This window comes from Anaerocaecibacter muris (genome assembly GCF_943192945.1).
GTDB lineage: Bacteria > Bacillota > Clostridia > Christensenellales > Pumilibacteraceae > Anaerocaecibacter > Anaerocaecibacter muris.
On record NZ_CALPCE010000002.1, the window covers coordinates 1 to 24,511 of the forward strand.

21 protein-coding genes are annotated in these 24,511 nt (G+C 52.8%); 13 read left to right on the top strand and 8 right to left on the bottom strand.

Features of this window, described 5'->3' with window-relative positions; all coding sequences use genetic code 11:
* The first annotated feature begins 154 nt into the window (after positions 1–154).
* Positions 155–679 carry a peptidylprolyl isomerase gene (locus tag NFR57_RS01565; RefSeq protein ID WP_251182079.1) on the top strand — a complete coding sequence of 175 codons (525 nt, stop codon included), beginning with the start codon at positions 155–157 and terminating at the stop codon, positions 677–679.
* Between the two features lie 95 nt (positions 680–774).
* Here the strand turns inward: NFR57_RS01565 and NFR57_RS01570 are convergent, their stop codons facing one another.
* From NFR57_RS01570 to NFR57_RS01585, 4 genes are all read right to left on the bottom strand, one after another.
* Complete coding sequence (locus tag NFR57_RS01570; protein WP_251182080.1) at positions 775–1,296, bottom strand: flavin reductase; 522 nt, start codon at positions 1,294–1,296, stop codon at positions 775–777.
* A 69-nt stretch (positions 1,297–1,365) separates the two neighbouring features.
* Positions 1,366–2,307 (bottom strand): cysteine synthase A, encoded by a 942-nt coding sequence (gene cysK, locus NFR57_RS01575; RefSeq protein WP_251182081.1) that lies wholly within the window; start codon positions 2,305–2,307, stop codon positions 1,366–1,368.
* A gap of 53 nt (positions 2,308–2,360) precedes the next feature.
* Entirely contained in the window at positions 2,361–4,127 is a 1,767-nt protein-coding gene (locus NFR57_RS01580) for an ABC transporter ATP-binding protein (protein WP_251182082.1), read from the bottom strand.
* A gap of 2 nt (positions 4,128–4,129) precedes the next feature.
* Positions 4,130–5,821 carry an ABC transporter ATP-binding protein gene (locus tag NFR57_RS01585; RefSeq protein WP_251182083.1) on the bottom strand — a complete coding sequence of 564 codons (1,692 nt, stop codon included), beginning with the start codon at positions 5,819–5,821 and terminating at the stop codon, positions 4,130–4,132.
* 216 nt (positions 5,822–6,037) lie between these two features.
* Here NFR57_RS01585 and NFR57_RS01590 point away from each other — a divergent pair, with 216 nt between their 5' ends.
* Together NFR57_RS01590 and NFR57_RS01595 are read left to right on the top strand one after the other, a co-directional pair.
* Complete coding sequence (locus tag NFR57_RS01590; protein WP_251182084.1) at positions 6,038–7,864, top strand: MAG1210 family protein; 1,827 nt, start codon at positions 6,038–6,040, stop codon at positions 7,862–7,864.
* 22 nt (positions 7,865–7,886) lie between these two features.
* Entirely contained in the window at positions 7,887–8,555 is a 669-nt protein-coding gene (locus NFR57_RS01595; protein ID WP_251182085.1) for a LemA family protein, read from the top strand.
* A 149-nt stretch (positions 8,556–8,704) separates the two neighbouring features.
* Here NFR57_RS01595 and NFR57_RS01600 read toward each other — a convergent pair whose 3' ends face one another.
* Positions 8,705–9,268 (bottom strand): hypothetical protein, encoded by a 564-nt coding sequence (locus tag NFR57_RS01600; RefSeq protein ID WP_251182086.1) that lies wholly within the window; start codon positions 9,266–9,268, stop codon positions 8,705–8,707.
* A 234-nt stretch (positions 9,269–9,502) separates the two neighbouring features.
* Here NFR57_RS01600 and NFR57_RS01605 point away from each other — a divergent pair, with 234 nt between their 5' ends.
* Positions 9,503–11,356: a Na/Pi cotransporter family protein gene (locus NFR57_RS01605; RefSeq protein ID WP_251182087.1), complete on the top strand. Its 1,854-nt coding sequence runs from the start codon at positions 9,503–9,505 to the stop codon at positions 11,354–11,356.
* Positions 11,353–12,303, top strand: a complete 951-nt coding sequence (gene rbsK / locus NFR57_RS01610; protein WP_251182088.1) for a ribokinase — start codon at positions 11,353–11,355, stop codon at positions 12,301–12,303. The genes NFR57_RS01605 and rbsK overlap by 4 nt, the downstream gene beginning before the upstream one ends.
* A 90-nt stretch (positions 12,304–12,393) precedes the next feature.
* On the opposite strand, the gene NFR57_RS01615 is transcribed toward rbsK, so the two are convergent.
* Both NFR57_RS01615 and spo0A read right to left on the bottom strand, forming a co-directional pair.
* The gene (locus tag NFR57_RS01615; RefSeq protein WP_251182089.1) at positions 12,394–13,062 is read right to left on the bottom strand and encodes a hypothetical protein; all 669 of its coding nucleotides are present in this window, start codon (positions 13,060–13,062) and stop codon (positions 12,394–12,396) included.
* 164 nt (positions 13,063–13,226) lie between these two features.
* On the bottom strand, positions 13,227–13,955 hold the full coding sequence (gene spo0A, locus NFR57_RS01620) for a sporulation transcription factor Spo0A (protein ID WP_251182090.1): 729 nt from the start codon (positions 13,953–13,955) through the stop codon (positions 13,227–13,229).
* A 316-nt stretch (positions 13,956–14,271) separates the two neighbouring features.
* On the opposite strand from spo0A, the gene NFR57_RS01625 reads away from it, so the two are divergent.
* The 8 genes from NFR57_RS01625 (at position 14,272) to mfd (ending at position 23,116) form a co-directional block, all read left to right on the top strand.
* Positions 14,272–15,138: a DegV family protein gene (locus NFR57_RS01625; protein WP_251182091.1), complete on the top strand. Its 867-nt coding sequence runs from the start codon at positions 14,272–14,274 to the stop codon at positions 15,136–15,138.
* Between the two features lie 60 nt (positions 15,139–15,198).
* On the top strand, positions 15,199–16,065 hold the full coding sequence (locus NFR57_RS01630; protein ID WP_251182092.1) for a DegV family protein: 867 nt from the start codon (positions 15,199–15,201) through the stop codon (positions 16,063–16,065).
* A gap of 49 nt (positions 16,066–16,114) precedes the next feature.
* Entirely contained in the window at positions 16,115–16,993 is an 879-nt protein-coding gene (locus tag NFR57_RS01635) for a DegV family protein (RefSeq protein ID WP_251182093.1), read from the top strand.
* A gap of 227 nt (positions 16,994–17,220) precedes the next feature.
* Positions 17,221–17,787 carry a transcription termination/antitermination NusG family protein gene (locus tag NFR57_RS01640; RefSeq protein WP_251182094.1) on the top strand — a complete coding sequence of 189 codons (567 nt, stop codon included), beginning with the start codon at positions 17,221–17,223 and terminating at the stop codon, positions 17,785–17,787.
* A gap of 103 nt (positions 17,788–17,890) precedes the next feature.
* A complete protein-coding gene (locus NFR57_RS01645; protein ID WP_251182095.1) occupies positions 17,891–18,862 on the top strand; it encodes a JAB domain-containing protein in 972 nt (323 codons plus the stop codon).
* 156 nt (positions 18,863–19,018) lie between these two features.
* On the top strand, positions 19,019–19,228 hold the full coding sequence (locus NFR57_RS01650) for a DUF1858 domain-containing protein (protein ID WP_251182096.1): 210 nt from the start codon (positions 19,019–19,021) through the stop codon (positions 19,226–19,228).
* Between the two features lie 40 nt (positions 19,229–19,268).
* Positions 19,269–19,835, top strand: coding sequence for an aminoacyl-tRNA hydrolase (gene pth / locus NFR57_RS01655; protein ID WP_251182097.1), 567 nt, complete (start codon positions 19,269–19,271; stop codon positions 19,833–19,835).
* A 5-nt stretch (positions 19,836–19,840) separates the two neighbouring features.
* Positions 19,841–23,116 (top strand): transcription-repair coupling factor, encoded by a 3,276-nt coding sequence (mfd, locus tag NFR57_RS01660; protein ID WP_251182098.1) that lies wholly within the window; start codon positions 19,841–19,843, stop codon positions 23,114–23,116.
* Positions 23,117–23,252: 136 nt separating this feature from the next.
* Here the strand turns inward: mfd and NFR57_RS01665 are convergent, their stop codons facing one another.
* The gene (locus NFR57_RS01665) at positions 23,253–23,759 is read right to left on the bottom strand and encodes a hypothetical protein (protein WP_251182099.1); all 507 of its coding nucleotides are present in this window, start codon (positions 23,757–23,759) and stop codon (positions 23,253–23,255) included.
* Positions 23,760–24,511 lie beyond the last annotated feature (752 nt).

A 24,511-nucleotide genomic window follows, 5' to 3' on the forward strand; every position in this document is an offset into this window, starting at 1 on the left:
ATTTCAACACGACTGCGTGTTTTCGTGAGAAAACACCGGCGGTGATAACCGCAGGGCAAAGGCTTGCCTTTGACGCAGTTCAATGTTATAATACAAGCGCACACTAAATACTGCGCGGCAAGATACGCCGTTATAGTCAATCAAGGAGAATATTATGGAAAACGCGAAAACAATAAACGCGACAATCGAATTTACAGACGGCAACGTCATCAACCTCGAACTTTATCCCGAGTATGCGCCTATATCGGTAGCGAACTTCGTCGGCTTGGCAAAGGCGCATTTTTACGACGGCTTGTGTTTTCACCGCGTAATCGACGGGTTCATGATACAGGGCGGCGGCTTTACTTGGGACGAACGTCGCGGGCTTGTTCAAAAATCGGCTAACACCATAAAAGGCGAGTTCAAAAGCAACGGCGTGAACAATCCCATCAAGCACGAAAAGGGCGTTATTTCCATGGCGCGCACCATGGTAAAGGACAGCGCGTCCAGTCAGTTCTTTATTTGCGTCGCCGACACCCCGCACCTCGACGGGGAGTATGCGGCGTTCGGCAAGTGCGCGGACGAAGCGAGTATTAAAGTCGCGGTCAAGTACGGCAAAGCCAAAACGGGCAGATGGCAACAGTATTCGGATATTCCGTTCAATCCCATTGTCATTAAAACCGTCACCGTCGCCGAATAACAACGGCGGGGCGCAACCGCTTATACAATATAGGCGCAACAAACAATAATCCAAAAAACCCGTCGCGCGGTGCGGCGGGTTTTTTGGTTGAAATTTCAATGCAGGCGGTAGCAGTTTGCAAGTTCTCCGACGAACAGGGTGTGCGACGTGTTGTCCTGTTTGAACCCGTCCGCTTGCGATATAATCGCGTCGGGCGAGATCGTCGCCAACAGGTTGCACTCCACAATCAGTCCGCACTCGCCGAGCACGTATGCGTCAATCTTGCGCGCGCGCTTGGGGTGGAGGTTTAACGTTTCAAACTTGTTGCATTTAAAGCCCGATATTGTGTCGCACAGCGCAATTTCGTTGCGCATGTCGTGCGCGGGCACGTTTAGCGCAAAGCTCTTTGTTTGCGAAACAATGCGGTACGAATACTTATTGGCGCGTATAGGCAACATAAACACTTCGCGCCCCCACAGCTTGCCGAGCGTGCCCGTGTGCGTGACCATTATGTTGGGCGTTTGCCGTCCGCACGTCACGAATATGCCCGTGCTGTTAAGCGCGTTAAGCAGTGCTGTTCTGTCTTTGTCCGTAAATGCCGTTCCCACGATTTCCGCTCCTTTTATGCGCAGCCGCATGTGTAATAATTATATCACACAGGTTTGCGCGTTTCAATACGTTTTTCAAATTTCGCGGAAATTGTTTTGTTATTCGGTCGGTTCGTCGATAAAAAGTTCGGTAGAATAGTATCTGTCGGCGGAGTCGGGAAGTATGGTTACAATGGTTTTGCCCTCGTTCCTTTTGAGTTTGGCAAGCTCGGTCGCAACGTATAACGCCGCGCCGCTCGATATGCCGCAGAGTATGCCCTCGGTCGCCGCAAACTTTTTGGCGGTGGCTATCGCGTCCTCGTCGGTCGAAGTCTTTACCTTATCGAATGAGTAAAGATTGAGAGTTTTGGGAACGAAACCCGCGCCCAAGCCCTGAATTTTATGCGGTCCGACTTTGCAGTGCGACAGCACCGCGGAGCTTCTCGGCTCGACGGCTACGACTTCCAAGTCATTGTTTTTGCGCTTTAAATATTTGCTTGCGCCGCTTATAGTGCCGCCCGTGCCCACTCCAGCGACAAGTATGTCTATTTTGCCGTCGGTGTCGTTCCAGATTTCGGGTCCCGTCGTTTCGTAATGCGCCTTGGGGTTGGCGGGGTTTTCAAACTGTCCCGCGATAAACGAACCGCGGATCTGCTCGTTAAGCTCTTCCGCTTTTTTAATCGCGCCGCGCATGCCCTCGGCGGCGGGGGTGAGCACCACTTGCGCGCCGTATGCTTTTAACAGGTTTTGCCGCTCTTTGCTCATGTTTTCGGGCATGGTGACAATCAGCTTGCAATTTTTTGCGGCGGCAATCGCCGCGAGTCCTATTCCCGTGTTGCCGCTTGTCGGCTCTATTATGGTAGAACCCGCTTTGAGTATGCCCACGCGCTCGGCGGATTCTATAATATATTTAGCCGTGCGATCCTTGACCGAGCCCGTCGGGTTTAGATATTCGAGCTTGACCAGTAGCCGCGCTTTAAGTTTGTTTTTGCGCGCGTAGTTGGTCGGTTCGAGTATGGGCGTGCCGCCTATGAGTTCGGTCACGGATTTATAAATGCGCATTGTTTCTTCCTCCTTGCGCCGCGCTTTAAGCGCGGGCGGTTGCGGCGTTTGCGTTATGCCGATTCGCGCGCGAACTGCGCTTTGTACAGCGCGGCATACGCGCCGTTTTTGTTTAACAGTTCTTTGTGCGTGCCGCGTTCTATTATTTTGCCGCTGTCCATGACCAAAATCATATCCGCGTTGACTATCGTCGAAAGTCTGTGCGCAACGACGAATCCCGTTTTCTTTTTGCCGTTTTCGGGGCGGAGAAGTTTGTCGAACGCCGCTTGCACGCGTTTTTCGGTGCGCGTGTCTATGTTGCTTGTCGCTTCGTCGAGTATGAGCATGGGCGGGTCGGTGAGCATAATTCGCGCTATGTTGATAAGCTGTTTTTGACCCTGCGAAATGCCGTCGCCGTCGTCTATAACGGTGTCGTAACCGTTGGGCATGCGCTCGATAAACCCGTCGATGTCGGCGGCTTTTGCGGCGGCGCGCACTTCCTCGTCGGTTGCGTCGGGCTTGCCGTAAGCTATATTGTCGCGCACAGTGCCTTTAAAGACCCAGCTGTCCTGCAAAACCATGCCGAAGTTGGCGCGCACGCTGCTGCGCGTGTACTGCGCCGCGTCCTCGCCGTCGAGCAGTATGCGCCCGCCGTCGGGGTCGTAAAACCGCATTAAAAGATTTATGAGCGTCGTTTTGCCGCAACCCGTGCGCCCGACGATTGCGACGAGCGTGCCTTGCGGAACGTCCACGTTAAGGTCTTGTATAAGCGGTTTTTCGGGCGTGTACGAAAAGTCCAGCCCGTCGATTGTTATCGCGTTGCACGTTTGGAGCGCGTCGCCGCTGTCGTCCTGCTTTTCCGCATCGGTAAGGTCGAGTATGCGTTTAGCCGCGGCGAGCGAGGTTTGAAACTCGGTTATAACGCCCGTTATTTCGTTGAGCGGGCGGGCGAACTGATTGGCGAACAACAACAGCTGTGTAATTTCGCCTATCGACACCGCGCCCTCTATTGCGAATACCGTGCTCATGACTGCGGCGACCGCGTAAACGAGCGAGTTTATAAGGCGAGTGGACGGATTGACGAGCGACGAGAAGAATGTTGCTTTAAACCCGCAGTCTTTAAATTCGTCGTTGGTCGCGCCGAATTTTCGCTCGGCGCGCGGCGCGTACCCGTATGCCGCAATCAAAGCGCGGTTGCGGATTGTTTCCTCGCTTGTGCCGTAAAGCTCGCCGCGCACGCGCGTTTGTTGCGTAAAATATTTGTGCGTTCCGCGCGCTACAAAATACGATACCAACAGCGACAGGGGAGTGAGCGCGGCGACCGCAAGCGCAATCCACGGGTTGATTAGTATCATAAATACGAGCGTGCCTATAATGGTCACAACGCCCATAAATATTTGCGTCGAGCCTTGTACAATCCCGTCGGCTATTTGGTCGGCGTCCACCGATATGCGCGCGGCGAGATCGCCGGGGGATTGCCCGTCGATATATTTGAGCGGCGCGTCGATTAGCGAAGCGAACCCGTCGCGGCGCGCGTCGCGCACGGTCAGGTGCGCCGCGCGTTGCGCGCACAAATTCATTAGCCACTGAAACAGCATGACCGCGCCGATAAGCCCCGCGAGTATGCACACATACAGCGTGAGTTTTTTAAAGTCCACCGCGCCCGCGCCGACAATGCAGTCCACCGCCCTGCCTATTATGACGGGAGTAAACAGCGACGCGGCGGCGGTGATAACCGCAAACAGGAACGCGCACACGATAAGCCCCGCGTGCGGTTTTAAATACTTCATCAGTCTGCGAACCGTCGCCGATTGCTTTTTGGAAAGGTTTTTGTTTTTCATGATTAACCCTCCGACTGCGACGCGCAAAATTCCGCATACAGCGGACAGTCGCGTTTAAGCGTTTCGTGCGTGCCGCGTCCGACAATGCGCCCGCCGTCCAGCACTATAATATCGTCGCAACCCGACACCGCGCTAATGCGTTGCGAAACGAAAATCTTTGCACCGCGCACCGTCTTCATAGCGTTTATAAAATCGCGTTCGGTCTTGTAGTCGAGCGCGGACGTAACGTCGTCGAATAGGTACAAAATATTGTCGCGGCACAGCGCGCGCGCTATGGACACGCGTTGCCGCTGTCCGCCCGACAGATTTTTGCCGCCGTCGGCAATCTGCCCGTCGGGACCGAGCGCGTCCCACAGCTCGGAGGCTTGCGCGAGCGCGAGTGCCGATTGCTGGCGTTCTCGCGATGCGTTTTCGTCGGCGATTGTAAGATTGCTCTCCAAAGTGCCGCGAAGCACCGCCGCGCGTTGCGGCACGTAGCCTATCTTGCCGCGCATAAACGCAACGTCGTATTCCGCGGCGGGTTTGCCGCAAAACTCGACCGTGCCGACGGCGGGCGTGTAAAACCGTTCCATAAGGTTAATAAGCGTGCTTTTGCCGCTACCCGTGCCGCCGATTATGCCGAGCGTTTTGTCGCGGTCGAGCGAGAACGATATGTCGCGCACGTCGTAATCGCCGTCGTAAGCGAACGACACGTTGTCGAATTTTATTACGCAGTCGTCGTCCGAAATTTCGGCGAGCGTGCCGTTTTCGGGTAGGGGCATGTCGAGTATTTCGTTGACGCGCGCAGCGCACGCCGACGAGCGGGTGAACACCGAAAACACGTTGCCTATATTCACTATAACGAAAAACGCCTGTTGCAGATAGTTGATAAGCGCAATGGTTTCGCCCTGCGTGAGCGTGCCGATATTTACCTTGACTCCGCCGAACCACAGCACAGCTATGATTGCGAGGTTGACTACGGCAAACGTCAGGGGTGTGAGAAGCGCGGAAATGCGCGCCGCGCCGATATTGGTGTCGGCGGTCGCGGTTGCGACTTTGTCGAATTCGGTTTTTGCGTGTTTTTGCTTGGAGAACGCGCGAATAACGCGCGCGCCCGAAAGGCTTTGCGCGGTGTTGCGCGAAATTTCGTCGAGGTTCTTTTGCGCGCGTTTTACCCTCGGCATGGTCAAGCGTAAAACGCAGGTGATTGTCGCGGCAAGCACTATCGTCATGGTAAGAAACATAAGCGACAGTACGGGGTCGATAATCATGCTCATTACGAACGCGCCTATTACGACGAACGGCATGCGCAATACGAGCCGCAAAAACATGTTGAGCGCATTTTGGCAGTTGAGCACGTCGCCCGTTACGCGCGTTACCAGCGACGCGCCGCCTATCTTGTCGCAAGCGGAAACGGGCAAGGCGTTTATGTGCTTGAACGTCGCGTTGCGCAGTCGCGTGCCGAAGCCCAGCGCGACCTTGGACGCAAGATATTGACCTGTAATCGATATTAAAAACCCGCCGACGGCGAGCGCGCCTATAACGGCGCAATATTTGATTACATAAGTCTTGTCGGAGTTGGCTATGCCTATGTCTATAACGCTCGCTATAATCATAGGAACGGCAAGTTCCGCGATCGCTTCAATCAGCTTACATACGGGCGCGGCGATCGTCGCGGGTATGTGACCTTTTAAAAATCTAATCAGCCTAAACATAACTTTATAATTATATTATATGCCTAAATTGATTGTCAAGCTATAAGGAATAACAAGCGGAAATTATTCGAGAGCAAGAAGAATAAACGCCGAGCCGAGCACAGTCGAAAAATTAAAAAACTCTTGACGAATATGCTGACACATGTTATACTGTGTATATTCATACGGTCTGATTGTTTGTGCACAATTTCGATACGGATAACATAAGGAAGAACGATGGACGATATACTACTCGAACCGCTCAAAGCGTACACGCAGCGGTATAGAAACGAAATAGAGGAAAGGGCGTATAAGCATATCGACTCGCTTGTAAAAAGGTCGGGCTTAAACGTCGAGCAAAACAGGCAAACCGTTGCGCAGTACAGAACGGAATGTGCCGCTTGCGATCGGTTTGACAAAATGGCGGCGCGGCAAAAGGGCGCAAAGATTTTCTTGATTATTTGCGCCGTGTTGGGTTTCGTGCTTGCCGCTGTCGGTATATATTTGCTCGTTAAAGGCTCGACGGTAGCGGGCGCGTCGATGTTGCCCGCGGGCTTGGTCGTAGCGGCGGGAAGCATTGTGCTTATCGTATTGGTGCTCAATTCGCGCATACGCAACAACTCCGCGCAGGCGGATAAGCATAGGGAACAAGCCGATAAACTGCTCGCCGAGGCGTGGGAGCAAATGCGACCTTTTAACAGCTTGTTTGAAAGCACGGACACCAAAAATCTTATAGAAGCGACCGTGCCGTTGCTCAAAATCGACGATAACTTCGATATGCGGCGGTACGACTATCTAAACGGCAAATACGGGTTCGGCGACAACGACGATATAGACTGCTCGACGATAGAATTGCTGTCGGGCGAAATTCTCGGCAATCCGTTCTTGGTCGAGCGCGAGCTGGTACATACCACGGTGATGCAAACATACACGGGATCGCTTACTATTTCGTGGACGACTACTTACACCGATTCGGAAGGACACAGACACACGCAACACCACACGCAAACTTTGCACGCGAGCGTCGATAAGCCCATGCCCGACTATTCCGAGTATACTCGGCTTATTTACGGCAACGACGCCGCGCCCGATCTTGTGTTTTCGCACTCGCCGTCGCACGCCGAAAAGCTGAACGAAAAACAGCTTGAAAGGCGCGTAAAGTCGGGCGCGAAGGAAATTCAAAAACTGCAAAAGGAACAGATTAAAGCGGGCGGCTCGACGTTCACGGAAATGGGCAACGCGGAATTCGACGTCCTGTTCGGCGCGCTCGACAGAAACAACGAGGTGCAATTCCGTCTGTTGTTCACGCCGCTCGCGCAAAAGAACATGCTATCACTTATGCAGAGCAACGACGGGTACGGCGACGACTTTGCTTTTAACAAGCGCAAGTGTATCAACGTTATCGAGTCCGAACACTCCGCGATGTGGGATTTGGACACGTCTTACAGTCGATATGCGTCATACGAATACGACAACGCAGTTGCCAAATTCGTCACATTCAACAAAGATTACTTTAAGCATTTGTTTTTCGAGCTTGCGCCGTTGCTGTCGGTGCCGCTGTATCAACAGCACAAGCCCAAGGAATACATATACAAGACCGAGTATTCGCGCAACTATACCAACTACGAAGCGGAGTGCGCCGTCAACCGTATCGGTCAAGAACCGTTCCGACACGAGGCGACCGCGACGCAGACCATACTTAAAACCGATTTGCTGTCCAAAAACGGAAGCACGGACGAAGTGCGAGTGCGCGCCTATTCGTTCCGTACCGAGCCGCGCGTCGATTATGTGAGCATGCGCGGCGGCGACGGGGCGATACACAGCGTGCCCGTGCCGTGGACGGAATACATACCCGTCGATAACACAAGTACCGTCAAGCTGAACAAAATAGGACTGTCCGACAAAGAATTCGACAGGCGAGTGCGCGACCAAGCCGCACAGCCCGCCGCCGAACTCGGTTCGGCGCGCAGTTACGCTCGCGGGCTGCTGTGCTGTTTGACTCAATCGGACGACGCCGCGTTCGACAGGTTTGTAAGCGGCTTACTCGATAATCAACAAAAATAATAAACAAAAAGGAGATAAAACTATGGCAAACGAATTGGACGAAATGCGTGACGAAGCCGTCGGCGAAAACGACGTCAAGGTCATCGGCAAGCAACTTCCCGTGAAAATCGGGACGGGGTCTAAAATCTTCGACGTTATTTGGTGGTTTTTGCCGCCTCTTATCGGCGGGATTATCTGGTGGATAATGAAGGTGAAAGCCAAAAATTACTTCCAGCAACTTCAACAGAAACTGCAACACGACGCGTCGCAGATCGACAACTACCTCGAACAGCGCGTTCAAATCCTCAAAAACTGTGCGCGCTTGGTCGATAAGGCAATCGATCTCGACAGAACCACGTTCACCCAACTCGCTCAGTACCGCGGCGGAAATACTCCCGAGGCGGACGATGCGCGCAGTCAGGTAGCGAGCAAGCTCGAAGCGATAGGCAGGTCGATTAACATTGCGGTCGAAAATTATCCCAACCTCAAAGCGCATCAGGAACTTGCGGACGCCATGCAACAGAACTCGTATTTGCAACGCGAAATAACCGCGGCGCGCGAAGTGTACAACGACACCGTCAACGTGTGGAACCGCGACGTGTTCGCATGGCCGACAAAACAGATAGTCGCGGCGAAAAACGGTTATACCACGCGTATCCCGTTCGCAGTTGACGCGGAAACCAAAGAGGCGGCGCGCGCCGACTTCTTTTAATCCCGCGCATAACGCCGCAACGGTTAAATAATCGCAATTATTATAACAGCACAAAAAAGCTCGGATTACAGTCCGAGTTTTTTGTTTGTTAATTGTTTGCCGCGCTGCTATAATTCAACGAAATGTGCAAGTGCGCGTAATTATTGCGACTATTCGTCCGCGCGGTCGGAACGGTAAACTACTATATGACCGTCGATTTGGACGGCGGCGTATCCGTCGAATCGGAGCATAAATGGAATGTCGAGAGATTGTGATTTTATTAGCGCGGTGAGTTCGTCGTTTGCGAATATCATTGAGTCGTAACTCTCGATAAGCATTGAAACGTTTATTTTCGCGCGGTCTATTTGATTAAAGGGTGTGTTGTATACGGCTTCCGCCATTTCCCTATATTCTGCCGCAAACGGCCAGTCGATAATATATGGTTTTTCGTCGGGCGAAGACGGAACAATCAATAAACAGGTCTTCTCGTTTTTTTCGCCGCATGTAAATAGGGCATAAGGCGAAGTTTTTACGTACTTGCTTTTTGCGGGCGATACAAAATAAACGTCGTCGAAAAGAAACTCGTTGTGCGCTATGCGTTCCGCGTCCGCATTTTTTCTTTGTTTTGTATCGTCGGTCCACTGATGCGTCAATGTCAAACATAACACGACAACAGCCATTGCAATCAGTATAAACACGACCGCAATACATTTAATTGCATTTGATTTTTTCATTTTTAATTCCTCGGTAATACCTTATTAGTCCTCCCTTTTAATGAGTTATATATTTATATTATACTTTACTTAAACGTTTATGTCAATGGGTTTAAAAAATTTATTTAGCGATTGTGAAATAAATTTTAATGTGCGGGTGGTTTGGGCTACACGTTTGCGAGGCGCGCACATGCTTGACAACGCGCGATTATTGTCGTACAATATAAACGTATTATACGATAGGGAATTATCGCTTTGGAAGTAGTTTTAAGTGTATTAACGCTGATCGCGGGGCTGGGCGTGCTTATGATAGGCATGCACATGTTAAGCGAGGGCTTGGAGCGCAGTGCGGGCAAGGGCATGCGCAAGCTGTTCGGCAAAATAAGCGACAACCGTTTTGCGGGCGTGGGCGTGGGCGCGGTGGCGACGGTGCTTGTCAATTCGTCCGCGGCGACCACCGTCATGGTTATCGGTTTTGTCAATGCCGGACTTATGACGCTTGTTCAGGCTACGGCGATAATAATGGGCGCGAACATAGGCACGACGTTGACGGGTATTATCGTCGCTCTATCGGGATTCAGTTTGAGCGGGTTCATGGGCGTGCTTGCGTTTATCGGCGTGGCTGTCGGCATGATTTCCAAAAACGCTACCGTAAAAAAGATAGGCTTTGCAATATCGGGACTCGGTCTTATGTTCGTCGGTTTGGGGCTTATGAGCGACACGTTTAAAACGTCGCCCGCAATAAGCGCCGCGCTTACCGGAGTGTTTGAAAAAGTCAGCTTTCCGTTGGTTTTAATACTTATCGGCATTGTTTGTACCGCGCTGTTTCAGTCGTCCGCCGCAATGACGGCTATACTTGTCACCATGTCGGGCGCGGGCATTATTCCTATGGGCAGCGCTTTGTTTGTAATACTCGGAACCAACATAGGCACGTGCGTTACGGCTATTATCGCGTCGCTGGGCGCGAGCACCAACGCCAAGCGCACGGCAGTCATACACTTATTGTTCAACGCGATCGGCACGTTTGTTTTTGCCGTGTTCATTTGGATATTCAAAGACGACGTCGTGTGGCTGTTAGGCAAGATGGCGAGCAAGCCGCAAATGCAAGTGGCGTTGTTTCACGTGTTTTTCAACCTGATTACTACGGCGTTGCTCATGCCGTTCATCAAGCCGTTGACGAGGCTTGCGTCGTGGCTGGTGCGCGAAAAGCACGGCGGCGAGGACGAAGCCCCGCACATGTATTACATAGACGACCGATTTTTGCAAACCCCGCCGATTGCCGTCGCGCAGGTCAAACTGGAAGTCAACCACATGGCGGAAATGGCGCAGAAAAATCTCAAACGCGCAATGTCCGCAGTGCTTACTCAAAACACCGCCGAGCGCGACAAGGTCGAGCGCGACGAACAACGCATCAACTTTGTTCATAAAGGCGTTAGCCGCTATCTTATAAAACTTTCGTCGCAAGCGCTTTCGCGCTCCGACGAAAAGTTTGTCGGGTCGCTCCACCACGTCGTCGGCGACATCGAGCGCATAGCCGACCACGCGCAAAACTTTATGGAGGACGCGCAGAGTATGCGCGAGAACGACTGCTCGTTCACCCAAAACGCGCTGGACGAGTTGGAGGATATGTACGACAGGGTAATGACAATGTTCGACGAAGCTATGTACATTTTCCAAAACAACGACGTGGGCAGGCTTAACGGGTTTGCGAACATGGAGCAGGAATTGGACATGATAAAGCGCACGCTCGGCGATAACCACATAGCGCGGCTCAATGCGGGCGGGTGCTCGGTGGAGAGCGGGACGCATTTCTATTCGATAATAAGCGCGCTGGAACGTATCGGCGACCACCTTACAAACATAGCGTTTTCCATCAAGTCGCCGTCGGGTTCGCAACGCGAGGCTATGGAAAAGATTAACGAGGAACAAAAAAAGCGCGCTCACGAGCGCAAAAACAGCGGCAAGAGCTTGCAGGTTTTGTCCGAGCCAAAGCGCGCGAGCGCGGCGTCCGAGGCGGAAATAGCGGCGGCGCAAGCGGATAGCGGCAAAGCGGCGGAAGTCGCGAACGACGACGACCATACTAATACGGAACAAGGAGTTGCGTTATGATTTACGTGCTGGGCAGTATCAATAACGACGTTTCGCTCGAACTCGAACGCATACCCAAAAAGGGCGAAACCATAATAGCCGACGGGTGTCGTATGGGCTTGGGCGGCAAAGGCGCGAACCAAGCCGTTGCAATCGCGCGGCTCGCCATGCGCGGCGCGGACAAAGCGCACAAAGCCGTTAAAATGATAGGGCTTGTCGGCAACGACGCGGTCGGCACGGAAATGATAAACAAGCTGGACGCGGCTAACGTCGATACCGAGTTTGTTCGGCAGGTCAACAGGGCGACGGGTACGGCGATAATCGCGCTTACGGGCAAGGATAAAGACAACCGCATTATAGTTTACAGCGGAGCGAACCTCGGTTTGAGTAAGTCGGACGTGGACGAAGCGCTTGAACACGCGACGAGCGCGGACACGCTGCTGTGTCAACTCGAAGTGCCGCTGTACATAGTCGCTTACGCGCTGCGCAAGGCGCACGCCATAGGCATGACGACGGTGCTTAACCCCGCGCCCGCCAAAGAACTGCCCGACGATTTTTATTACAACGTGGACTTGATTGTGCCCAACGAAACGGAAACGCAAATTCTTACGGGCATAAACCCCAAAGACTGGGATTCTCAACTTGCCGCAATGCGCGTATTCCACGAGCGCGGCGTGCGCTACGTCGTGCTTACGCTGGGTGCGAACGGCGCGGCAATATCCGATAACGGCAAGCTCATATCGCACATACCCGCGTGCAAAACCACGGTAGCGGACACGACGGCGGCGGGCGATACGTTTGTCGGCGCGCTGTCGCTCACGTACCCGCATGTCGGCATGTACTCTTTTAAAGAAGCGTGCCTGTTTGCTACCAAGGCGTCGTCTATAACTGTGTCGCGGCGGGGCGCGGCGGAGAGTATTCCGTCGTTCGACGAAGTGTGTTCGCTTTACAGCAACGTCATAAAATAACAGAGCAGGGCGTTTTATCTTTTATTATTAAGACAATAAAAAACCTCGAAGTTTGTACTTCGAGGTTTTTGTTATAAACCGATTAAGCTATTAAAGCGCGTCGTCTTTCTGTTCGGGCTGAACAGCGTCTGTCGCGGGTTGTGCGGTTGCCGCCTGTTCTGTCGCGGGCTGCGCCGTAGCCGCAGGCTGTTCGGTCGCGCCTGCATTGTCCGCCGCAACGTTGAACATAAAGCGTTTGTGCATCGTTACACCGCTTGCCGCCGCCGCGATAAGTCCGCCGATAAAGCCGAGGTATATGCCCGCGCCGGCGTTTATGGAAACGGACGCGCGAAGTATGGCTTCGATTGCGGGGTCGCTTGTGCCTGCTTCCGCCATAGCGAAATTAATTATTGCGTCCTCGACGTCGCCTGCGAGAATAATGCCTGAAACAAGGATAAGAATCGCGCCGACCGCCGTAACCGCAATGCTTGCGATGTGGAGCGGAAGTATGTGCTTTTTAAATTTGTTGCGTAAGCCGAGATCTGCGCAAATCATAATTATGCCGACAATGGTTACGATAAACGAAAGTAAAGCAAACGTGTTGCTTATACCTAAAGTCGAAAAGTCTTCGTCGAACAGACTTATGTTGCCCGACACGCCCGGTATATCCGACGCGCTGTTGACTACGCCGATGAACATGCCGCCCAAAAGCAGACCAAAGCCGAGTCCGGTCAGGCAAGTCATTGCATAGAAGACTTTGTTTTTGATTTTTCCTGCCATTTTATCCTCCGATGAGTGATTTTAGTGAGTATATAATAGCACGGGGGGGGGGGGTATGTCAATAGTTTTTAAGTGTATAAATGAAAAACGCCGCAAAATTGCGTAATTTCCATGTGGAATATTTACACGTTGCGGCGCATTACGTTTGTGGGAGCGGTAAAAGTTTAAACGCTTTCGAGCAACATTTTGTCCGCGACGAGCGCGATGAATTCGCCGTTTGTCGGCTTTTCGTTGTGGTTGTACACGCGCACGCCGAACAGGGTGTTGATGTTTTCTATCTTGCCTCTGTTCCATGCGACTTCTATCGCGTGACGAATGGCGCGTTCCACTTTGCTCGGGCTTGTGTTAAAGTGTTCGGCGACTTCGGGATAGAGTTTTTTGGTTATGGAATTTATAATTTCGGGACTGTCGATAGTCATTTTTATGGCTTCGCGCAAGTACTGATAACCTTTAATATGCGCGGGGATACCGACTGTGATAAAAATATTGCTTATTTTTTCGTCCATGGAACGGTTTTTGGCGGTCGGGCGTTTGCTGTTGACCGCCTCTATAATACGTTCGTCGAGCACTCCGAACGACACGGGTTTCATCATATAAAAGTCCGCGCCCAAGTTCATTGCCTTGGATATAAAAGCGTCCTGCGACAGCGCGGACACCACGATTATCTTCATACTGCCTTTATTAACCCGTTCGAGCACGGAAAATCCGTCGAGCGTCGGCATGACGAGATCGAGTAACAGTACGTCCGGTCTGACGGCGTCCAGCCGTTCCAACGCATCTTTGCCGTTCGACGCGGTTTCCACAAGCTCTATCTTGTCCGAAACGGCAAAGTGCGTTCGGGCGTTAGCCACAAATTCTTCGTTGTCGTCGCAGACCATTACACGGATTTTCATATAAGTTTCAGGCTCCTTTTTTCTCGCTGATTTAATAAAATTATACCATTTTCACCCATTATTTTCAAGTTTCGCATACATGCGTAAACGGACTGCTTTTGTCGAATTACCGACTGATTTTGACGGAAAATAGCGAAACGCTTGCGGACGCGGTCGGAAACGCTCCTTTATCGGGTGTTTTTAAAAATGTCACATAATAATAAAAAATGTGTATTATTTTACAAAATCATTGTTTTGCAAAGGTATAATATATGAAAACGCTATGAAAAAGGTGTGGCGTATAGTATAATGATAGCAACAAAAGGAGGAAGTCAATATGCGGTTTACACTTTCAACGGACACCGTTTGCGACGTATTTAAAAGCGAGCTCAAAGCGCGCGGAATAGACTATGTGTCTACATACTACACTGTCGACGGCGTGGAGCACAAGGATGAAATAACGTCCGACGACGAGATTAAAGAATTTTACGACAAGATACGCGGCGGCGAAATGCCTACGACTTCGCAGGTCACTCAAAACGATTACGAGGAGTTTTTCGGCAATCTTATAAACAAGTGCGACGGGGATATCGTGCACGTCACGATTTCGTCGGGCTTGACGTCCTCGCCGTTGTCGGCGCGGTACGTCGCCGAGCAGATTTACGAAAAGACGGGGCGACGCATTTACATAGTGGATTCGCTGGGCGCGACGATAGCCACTCGGCACATTGTGGACGAGGCGGAGCGGCTGCGCGACGCGGACGTTCCCGCAGAGCAAGCCGTCGAACGGCTTAACGACATGGTCAATCATATTCACACGTGGTTCATGCCTACCGATCTTATGCACTTAAAGCGTGGCGGCAGAGTGTCGGGTCCGTCGGCGTATATCGGAACCGCGCTCAACATTAAGCCTATTTTGCAGTTCGACGCGTCGGGCGCGCTTGTGGTCAAGCAAAAGAAGATAGGCGCGGGCAAGGGCATTGCGGCGATGATAGACATATTCAAAACCACGTCGGCAAAACAGCCGCACAAGGTTTACATAGCGAGCGCGGACAGCGATCTTGCGGAAGGCATGCTCAAAAAGGCGCAAGCCGCTCGACCCGATTGCGACATAGAGATTGCGTGGATCGGACCGGTTATCGGCGCGCACACGGGCGTGAACGCCGTGGGAATATCGTTTTTATCGGACTCCGTGCGCGAATAGTCGCGGCGAGCCGTTACAAAAAACTTATAGACAATTATTTTTTACAAGGAGAAAACGGAAATGAGTTTTACGTTATCGGCGGATACGTCCTGCGACATTTTGCGCAACGAAATGACGGCGCGCGGTATAGAATATCGCCCGCTTGTGTACACGATAGACGACGTTCCGCACTTTGACGAATTTACCAAAGACGAGGACTACAAGGGATTTTACGACCAAATCCGCGCGGGTAAAATGCCCACGACCTCGCAGATAAACATTGTCGAACACGAGGAGTTTTTTGAAACGTTGCTTGACAAGTACGAGGGCGACATAGTGCACGTAACTCTGTCGTCGGGGTTGTCGAGCACCTACGCGAGCGCGTGCAAAGCCGCCGAAAACGTCAACGAAAAACACGGCAAGCGCGTGTACGTCGTGGACTCTTTGGGCGCGACGATAGCTACCCGTCACGTCGTGGACGAGGCGCAACGCCTGCGCGACGGGGGCGTGTGCGCGGCGGACGCGGCGGAACAACTCAAACAGTTTACGTACAAACTCCAAACTTGGTTTATGCCTACCGACCTTATGCACTTAAAGCGGGGCGGCAGAGTGTCGGGCCCGTCAGCGTATATCGGAACCGCGCTCAACATAAAACCTATAATCAACTTCGACAAGTACGGCGCGCTTGCGGTCGTTCAAAAAAAGATGGGCGCGGGCAAGGGCATTGCCGCCATGGTCGAAGCGTTTAAAAAATTGAGCGCCGCCGTGCCGCACAAAGTTTACATAGCGAGCGCGGACAGCGAGTTTGCGGAGGAGCTTTTGCAAAAAGCGAAAGCGGTCAGACCCGATTGTCAATTCGAGATCGGCTGGATAGGACCCGTAATCGGCGCGCATACAGGCTGTAACGCCGTGGGTATTTCGTTCGTATCGGACAGCTCGCGCGCGTAACGCATATATCGGACATTCACAACTAACATTTTCATATTAAGGAGAAAAAATGAAATTCGTATTGAGTAGCGACAGATCTTGCGACATATACTGCGGCGAAATGACCGCGCGCGGCATAGAATACATATCGCAGGTATTTACAATCGACGAAGTTCCGCACGTGGACGACTTCGATAAGGACGAGGACTATAAGGGTTTTTACGACCAAATCCGCGCGGGCAAAATGCCCACGACCTCGCAAATCAACATTGCCGAACACGAGGAATTCTTTGAGAAATTACTCAACAAGTACGACTGCGACATAGTGCACTTGACGTTGTCGTCGGGGCTGTCGAGCACTTACGAAAGCGCGTGCAAAGCCGCCGAAAACATCAACGAAAAGTACGGCAAGCAACGCGTGTACGTTGCCGACTCTTTGGGCGCAACGGTCGTTCAGCGCATAGTGGTTGACGAGGCGGAACGCCTGCGCGACGCGGACGTGTCCGCGGCGGACGCGGTAAAAATGCTCGCCGATTTCAGTTCGCACGTACACGTGTGGTTCATGACTACCGACCTCATGCACTTAAAGCGGGGCGGCAGAGTGTCGGGCGCGTCGGCTGTCATAGGCACCGCGCTCAACATAAAACCCATACTTGTAATTAACAAGACGGGCGGACTGTCCGTCGTGCAAAAGAAAATAGGCGTTAGCAAGGGCATGGGCTATATGGCGGACATGTTCAAAAAATACAACGCCGATTGCACGACCAAAGCGCGCGTGTACATACCGAGCGCGGACAGCGATTATGCCGAGCAGATGAAGCAGAAAATTTTGGAAATCCGCCCCGACTGCGAAGTGGTTATCGGCTGGGTCGGACCGGTTATCGGCGCGCACACGGGCGCGGGCATGGTGGGCGTGTGCTTCCTGTCCGACAAGCCGCGCGAAGTGTAATTTTTAAGCGGAAAACTGTGATAATAAGCAAGCAAAGGAGCGGGCAATGCCGCTCTTTTTGTTTTGTCGGGCATTTGAGCGAGCAAACCGAATCGCGGCAAAATTATTAAGGTAGCAAAACGCTTGAAATTACGTCGCCGTTATAGTACAATATTATCGGCGAGCCGCCGCATTTTTCCGCCGCCGCGCGTCGGGGCGGAAATTGCTTTATTAGTTGGAGAGGGTGCATGAACGAGCCGTATTATTGGTATGTGTTATATGTCCGAACGGGCGCGGAAAATCGCGTGACCGACGACCTTAAAAGGTACGTTTCGTCGCGCGCGCTCGGTTGCGACATAGACCCGTTTTGCCCCGAATCGGAATACTATTACCGCAACAAAAAGGACAGGCAGTTGGGCAGGACGTATAAAAAACGCCCGCTGTTCCCGTCCTATGTGTTTGTGGAAACGTCCATGCCGCCCAAAGAATTTATGCGCGAATTCGGGTCGTACTTTTACGCGTCGCACGACGTTATAAGGCTGTTGCGGTCGGGCGATTCGGATAGCGGCGTTGCGCTTCCGATCGACGAGCGCAGGCGGCTGGAATTTTTGCTCAAAGGTAAACGGTGCTTGGAGCGTTCCGTCGGATATATCGTCGGCGACAGGGTGTGCGTACAGGACGGACCGCTCAAAGACAGCGAAGGGCTAATAAAATACATCAACAGGCACAACCGCTTTGCCGATATAGAAGTGGACATGTTCGGCGGCAAAGTCAAAGCGCGCGTCGCGCTGGAAATCGTGGAAAAAACGGAATAGTTCGCGCACGCGACCGTTCCGAGCAAAACAGTTGCGGGGTATAATAGTCGCACGCGGCGCGCGGTCGCGCCGTCGTTTTTGCGTATATAACGGCTATTAAGACATGAGCGATAACGAAGGCAACCAAAACAATAACGACGCGGCGGAATACCGACGTCGCGCCGACGCGGAACTCGAAAAGCAGTTAATGCAGTTTCGGTTAGGGCTGTTCGGCGGCGTTTCGCGGCGTGCGGTGCAGACCGAAAACGTCGCGGAGCAAGACGGTAAAGCGGCGGACGGAACATCGAGCGACGATATGCGCGGCGTACACGGCGGGCATAGATTGCGCCTGCGAAAATCGGTGCGCAACGACGCGAAGCTCGACGGGTTCAGCGACGTGGAACTTGTGGAAACGCTGTTGTCCTATCTCATACCGCAAAAGGACACCAACGTAACCGCGCACGCGTTATTGAACAGATACGGCACGGTGCTGGGCGTGCTTCGCGCGCCGACGGAGGAGCTGGTAAAGTTTTCCGCGGTGACGGAGTGCGCGGCGCGGACGTTGCCCATGCTCGCGCTTGCGTGTTTGTACAACGGCGAGCGCGAGTTAAAAATACACGGACCTAATTTCGCCGCGCGGTTTTTCGGGAAAATGACGGAGGGCTTGCGCGAGGGAACGTATGCGGCGTATTTGGACGGCAAGTTCCGTCTGATAGCGTTCGAGCGGTGCGACGATAGCGACATACTTCCGTCGCGCGAAATCATTTGCGCCGCCGACAGGTGCAAGGCGGAATACGTCTTGCCGTTGCGTCGCGAGCCCGATATTTACCCCGACGCGTTCGGCTTGACGGCGCACGTCGAAAAACTGTCCGCCGCGCTCGACTCCATGAATAAACGCCTGCTCGATTTTTTGCTGTTCACGGAATACGGACATTACACGCTCGGCACTCCGCCCATAGGCGGCGGGTGGTACGCGCAGTATATCTTTGTGCCGTCTGCGAGTTATGCGGAGGCGGAGGTTGTCGACGACGATCGCGACATGGCGGCGGAGGTTGCGGCGGTCATTTCGGGCGGCGCGTATAAGAAAGACGGTTGACCGCAAATTAACAAATATGCGCGTTATAAAATGCAAACGATTGACAAAAAATAACCGAGCGTGATACAATATAGCTCGGCTTTAATAAAGAAAAGCCGAGGCGCGTATTGCGCGCGGCGCGGCGAGCGAATCGCTTTGCGCAAAGGAGTTGATAAAATGGCAAACAAAGTTACAGCGGATATGACCATATACGACGTTTTGTGCTTGGATCCCGAAAACGAAAAAATCGCGCAGGTGTTTTTCGATATGGGCATGCACTGCTTGGGCTGTCCCATTTCGCGCGGCGAAACCGTTGCGGAAGCGGCGGAAGCGCACGGCAACGACGTAAACGAGCTTGTGAACAAACTCAACGCCGTTATAGCTTAACGGCGCGCTTGCCGATAGGCGGCGCAATAGTTTTACTGTTATGAAACTTGTAGTCGGCTTGGGCAATCCCGATAGGGAATATCGGGATACCTATCATAACATCGGCTTTAACGCGGTGGATATTCTCGCCGCGCGGTTAGACGCGCCCGCGTTCGCGTATGACAAAAAGAGCAATGCGGAGCTTGCCGACGTTGCGCTCGGCGGCAAGGTTTTGCTGTGCAAGCCGCAAACGTACATGAACTTATCGGGCGACAGCGTCGGATATTTGTCGCGCTACTATAAAATAGATATGCGCGATATTATCGTGCTTTACGACGATATAGACATTGCCAAGGGCGTTGTGCGCGCGCGGCTCGACGGGTCGGCGGGAACGCACAACGGTATGCGCGATATAGTGAGCAAGCTGGGCGGAACGGGCTTTGCGCGCGTGCGCATAGGCACGGGCTTTAAGCCTAACTATATGTCGCTCGCCGATTACGTGCTGTCGCATTTTTCGAGCGGCGAGCGCGACTTACTCAAAGCCGCGTGCGAAGCGGCGTGCGATTTTACGGAAAAATGGATTAAGGGCGAGGACTGGCAGGAGCTTACCGTAACGGTTGCGCGGTAGAAATTATGCGAAGTATCGGCGAGGTAATAAACGCCGCGGGCGGCAGTATAGGCGAAGCCGTCGCGGCGGTTAAGAGCGGTAAAAAAACGTCCGTATTCGGGTTGACCAAATCGGACGTATTATTGTTTTGCACCGCTTTCGACAAGTTTTTGCTTGTTTGCGCGGACGTGGTTGCGGCGCGGACGGCGTTTGTCGAGCTGTCTTTGCACTACCCGTCGGCGGAGCTGTTGTTGCCCAAAAACAACGTGTTGCTCATTTCGGGCGCGCGCGAAAATTCGGGCATGCGCGCACGCGCGCTGTACAACATAGCAAGCGGAAAAAGCACGGTCGTAGTGACTACCGCCGAGGCGTTGATGCAGATTGTTCCGCCGCGCGCGTTTTTCACTTCCGCCGCCGTCACCTTTAAAGTGGGGCAAAAGGAACGCACCGACGCGATTATAAGTCGGCTTACCGCCGCGGGGTACGTTAGGTGCGGGCACGTGGACGAGCCGTGCACTTTTTCGGTGCGCGGCGACATACTGGACGTGTGCGCGCCGAGCGGCGAGGCTGCGCGTATCGAATTTTTCGGATACGAGTGCGACAGCGTGCGCGTGCTCGATATTGCGTCGCAGAGCGCGGGCGCGCGCATCGACGAGTTTACGGCGTATCCCGCGACCGAAACGCCCGCCGCCGAACGAAGCGAGGCAATCGCAAAGCTGATAGACGCGGGCGAGCGGCGCAAGACCGCGGGCGTACCCATAGAGCACCGCTTGGCGGAACGTCTGCGTGCGGGCGATACCGACGGCGCGCAGACCGTATTGCCGTTGTTTCCGCACACCACGCTCGACAGGTTTTGCGGTTTGCCGATGATTATAGCGGACGCCAAAACCGTGTACGACGGGTGCGTGTTTGCATACCGCGAGCACGCCTCGCGCGCCAAGCGGCTTATAGACGCGGGCGAAGCGCCGTACTGTGCGGCGGACAACCTTGTAAGCGCGCCGCCGACGGACGGGTGCGCGCTGTGCTTTCACGCGATAGACAGCAACAACAGGTTCTTTTCGCCCGACGCGGTGTATAAGCTGAAAAGTTTGGACTTGCCCATGTACGGGCGCAATCTTGCGGAGCTTGTAAACGACGTTGCGGGCTGGCAGTCGCGCGGGTTTAAAGTGCTTATTGCCGCGGACATAAAAGAGGGGCTGGAACAACTGGACTGCTTCGGGGTGGAATATATCGCGCCGACGGCGGACGGCGGTATGTTCTTCGACGCGCAGATCGTCGTTATCGGCATGCGCAACGTCGGCAAAAAGCGCGACCCGTTCGAGTCGGTGCGGCGCACGGGCATGGCGGAACTGCCCAAGGTCGGCGATTATGTCGTGCACGAAACGCACGGCATCGGCTTGTGCGAAGCGGTGGGCGCGGTGGACTTCGGCGGATACGAACGCGACTATATAACCGTGCGATACGCGGGCGGCGATACACTGTACGTGCCTGTCGAAAACATGGGCAGGTTGAGCAAGTACGACTTTAACGACGCGCCGCCGAAGCTGAACAAACTGGGCGGCGCGGAGTTCGAGCGCGCCAAAGCTCGCGTCAAATCTCGGCTTAAAGCAATGGCGTTCGACCTATTGGAACTGTACGCCAAGCGCGAAACGGTCAAAGGCAAGGCTTACGCCACGGACGGGGAAATGGAGGACGAGTTTGCCGCGGACTTCCCGTTCACAGAAACGCCCGACCAGCTCGCCGCAATCGACGCGTGCTATTCGGACTTGTCAAGCGGCAAGATAATGGACAGACTTATATGCGGCGACGTGGGCTTCGGCAAGACCGAAGTCGCGTTGCGCGTCGCGTTCAAGGTCGCGGCGCAGGGCGGGCAGGTCGCGTTCATGTCGCCGACGACAGTGCTTTGCCATCAGCATTACAACACGACCAAGGCGCGTATGGAGCGGTTCGGACTTAACGTAGCCGCGCTGTCGCGCGCCGAGCCGAACACAGCCAAAACGATTAACGGTTTGGCGGACGGGTCGGTGGATATTGTGTGCGGCACGCACAAGCTGTTGGGCAGCGGCATAAAGTTTAAGAATTTGGAACTGCTTATACTGGACGAGGAACAGAAGTTCGGCGTGTCCGACAAGGAGAAAATTAAAAACCTTAAAACGGATATTAACGTGCTTACGCTGTCCGCAACGCCCATACCGCGAACTTTGCACATGGCAATGTCGGGCATACGCGACGTGTCTATGCTCGAAACGCCGCCGACGGGCAGACTGCCTGCGCAAGTGTACGTCACCGAATATTCGGACGCGCTCGCGCAAGACGCGGTCACTCGCGAGGTCGCGCGCGGCGGGCAGGTTTTTATTGTCTATAACTATGTCACGGGCGGCGCGACGGGCAAGGGCATCGCCGAGTACGCGGGCAGACTGCAATCTATGATGCCCGATATAAAGTTTACGTATGCGCACGGGCAAATGGATAAGCGCAAACTTACCGCCGCCGTCGAGAGCTTTGCCGAGCGTAAAGCGGACGTGCTTGTCGCGACCACAATTATAGAAAACGGCATAGACATACCCAACGCCAACACCATGATAGTATACGGCGCGGAAAACATGGGTTTAAGTCAAATGTATCAGCTTAAAGGTAGGGTCGGGCGGTCGGATCGCGTGGCGCAGGTTTACTTTACTTACGGCAACGAAAGCAAACTGACGGGCGCGGCTCTCGAACGCTTGGAGGCCGTGTCGCGCTATACCGAACTTGGTAGCGGCGTGAAGATAGCCGAACAGGACATGCGCATACGCGGCGTGGGGAACGTGTTCGGCGCGGAACAGCACGGACACATGGTGAGCGTCGGCTATTCGCTGTATTGCAAGCTGTTGCAAGAGGCTGTCGCGGAAATAAAAGGGCAAACCTTGCGGACGCATAAAGACCCCGTCATGAAAGTGGATTTTACCGCCGTTATTCCCAAAGACTATTGCGACGGCGCAATGCGCGTAGAACTGTACCGCAGAATTTCGCAACTGAAAACGGAAGCGGAGCGCGACGAACTGTTGACCCGTCTGAAAGACGCTTACGAGTCGGTGCCGACTGAACTTAAAAATCTGGCAAACGTCGGGCTTATGAAAAACCTTGCCGCCGCAATCAACGCTACCGTCGTAACGCTGTTGCGATCGGGCGCAAAAATAGAGTTCGGCGACGTCAAGGACGTAAAAGCGGGCTTCGATAAGTTCGGCGGCGTGTTCAACGCGACCAAAGTTCCTATCGTCGTGTTCGACAGCGTAAAATCGCTTATGAAATATTTGACCGATTGATAAATGTAAAGCCACCCGCCGCAGGGCTATAAAGTTGCACGCGGCGTATAGTGCACAAAAATCCCGCAAGCAAAAATCCCGCCCGACAGCGCGTCGAACGGGATTTTTTATTTTGCATTATGTAGTAATCCGATTATTAGTTAAATGTTTTGAGCAGGGGAAGTCCGCCGCCGACAGCCGCAACAAGACCGCCGATAAAGCCGAGCCAAATGCCCACGCCTGCGCTGTAGTCGAGTTTCACAAAGTCTTTGAAGTCGCCTGCAAGCACAAGACCCGCAACAAGCACGAGGATAGCGCCTACAAAAGCGAGCGCAACGCCGATTATGCGGACGATTTTGAGGTCTTTGCCCATGAACACGCGGAGTATGGCGTCAATAACGAGAACTACCGCGCCGATAAGCAAGACGATAAACGAAATAAGGGTGAAAGTACGCGACGGCACGGTTATGCCAAACATTTCAGCGCCTTCTGCCGCTTTTTCCATTTCAGCCCATTCCGCGTCAAACAAGCCTACCGATTTAGACGCGCTTCCTACCGTCATAGTCACGATACCCGTGCACATGCCGACGATTGCGAGCACAAGCCCGACAGCTACGAGCGCGGCGAAAATGAAGCCGCACAGTTTCTTTGCACTTTTTTCCATTTTTACCTCCTGATGGAAAAATTTATTATTTACATAATATCACGGAAATAAGGATATGTCAAGGGTTTATTTCAAGATAATTCATAATTTTACATTAAACACACATATTTTACACAAATGCGAGTTATTTCCCGTGCTATATATTTTATGTATTATGATGTAGAATTAAGAATACAAAGTGCGCAATAAATGAGTTATAATATGGTAATTTGACTTTATGATAGCGTGTAAAGCCAAACCACCCGTCATTCCGAGCTTGTCGATTGATCGGCGAACCGCCGAAAGATTGGGAGGCAATAACCAACACTCCCATCATTCCGAGCTTGCCGAGGAATCAAGGCGAACCGCCGCGGGGAGTACAAGATTACACTAACGTAACGCAATTATTCGGGAGCAAACACAATAAACGGTCAAAGCCCACACACGACAGAAATCCAAGCTGTGCTTGGTGCGGCTAACGCCTGGATTTCTCCGCCAATCACAGATTGGATTTCTTTCGTGTGTTTACTTAATTGCCGATTGAGTTTTCACCCGATTAATTGCATGCATAAAGTTATGGAGCTTCGGTCGAAATGATGGGGGGGGGGGTTAGATAATAAATAAGAGATAAAAGATAAGAGTTGAGGAAGTTTTGCGTAAAGCAAAACTTGATTAGATATATATAGAAAAGAAATGCTTATACTCCCATCATTCCGAGCTTGTCGATTGATCGGCGAACCGCCGAAAGATTGGGAGGCAATAACCAACACTCC

Excerpts from the sequence above, each read along its gene's own strand:
- NFR57_RS01565 (WP_251182079.1), top strand. The coding sequence starts at position 155 with ATGGAAAACGCGAAAACAATAAACGCGACAATCGAATTTACAGACGGC.
- NFR57_RS01570 (WP_251182080.1), bottom strand. The coding sequence starts at position 1,296 with ATGCGGCTGCGCATAAAAGGAGCGGAAATCGTGGGAACGGCATTTACG.
- cysK (WP_251182081.1), bottom strand. The coding sequence starts at position 2,307 with ATGCGCATTTATAAATCCGTGACCGAACTCATAGGCGGCACGCCCATA.
- NFR57_RS01580 (WP_251182082.1), bottom strand. The coding sequence starts at position 4,127 with ATGAAAAACAAAAACCTTTCCAAAAAGCAATCGGCGACGGTTCGCAGA.
- NFR57_RS01585 (WP_251182083.1), bottom strand. The coding sequence starts at position 5,821 with ATGTTTAGGCTGATTAGATTTTTAAAAGGTCACATACCCGCGACGATC.
- NFR57_RS01590 (WP_251182084.1), top strand. The coding sequence starts at position 6,038 with ATGGACGATATACTACTCGAACCGCTCAAAGCGTACACGCAGCGGTAT.
- NFR57_RS01595 (WP_251182085.1), top strand. The coding sequence starts at position 7,887 with ATGGCAAACGAATTGGACGAAATGCGTGACGAAGCCGTCGGCGAAAAC.
- NFR57_RS01600 (WP_251182086.1), bottom strand. The coding sequence starts at position 9,268 with ATGAAAAAATCAAATGCAATTAAATGTATTGCGGTCGTGTTTATACTG.
- rbsK (WP_251182088.1), top strand. The coding sequence starts at position 11,353 with ATGATTTACGTGCTGGGCAGTATCAATAACGACGTTTCGCTCGAACTC.
- NFR57_RS01615 (WP_251182089.1), bottom strand. The coding sequence starts at position 13,062 with ATGGCAGGAAAAATCAAAAACAAAGTCTTCTATGCAATGACTTGCCTG.
- spo0A (WP_251182090.1), bottom strand. The coding sequence starts at position 13,955 with ATGAAAATCCGTGTAATGGTCTGCGACGACAACGAAGAATTTGTGGCT.
- NFR57_RS01625 (WP_251182091.1), top strand. The coding sequence starts at position 14,272 with ATGCGGTTTACACTTTCAACGGACACCGTTTGCGACGTATTTAAAAGC.
- NFR57_RS01630 (WP_251182092.1), top strand. The coding sequence starts at position 15,199 with ATGAGTTTTACGTTATCGGCGGATACGTCCTGCGACATTTTGCGCAAC.
- NFR57_RS01635 (WP_251182093.1), top strand. The coding sequence starts at position 16,115 with ATGAAATTCGTATTGAGTAGCGACAGATCTTGCGACATATACTGCGGC.
- NFR57_RS01640 (WP_251182094.1), top strand. The coding sequence starts at position 17,221 with ATGAACGAGCCGTATTATTGGTATGTGTTATATGTCCGAACGGGCGCG.
- NFR57_RS01645 (WP_251182095.1), top strand. The coding sequence starts at position 17,891 with ATGAGCGATAACGAAGGCAACCAAAACAATAACGACGCGGCGGAATAC.
- NFR57_RS01650 (WP_251182096.1), top strand. The coding sequence starts at position 19,019 with ATGGCAAACAAAGTTACAGCGGATATGACCATATACGACGTTTTGTGC.
- pth (WP_251182097.1), top strand. The coding sequence starts at position 19,269 with ATGAAACTTGTAGTCGGCTTGGGCAATCCCGATAGGGAATATCGGGAT.
- mfd (WP_251182098.1), top strand. The coding sequence starts at position 19,841 with ATGCGAAGTATCGGCGAGGTAATAAACGCCGCGGGCGGCAGTATAGGC.
- NFR57_RS01665 (WP_251182099.1), bottom strand. The coding sequence starts at position 23,759 with ATGGAAAAAAGTGCAAAGAAACTGTGCGGCTTCATTTTCGCCGCGCTC.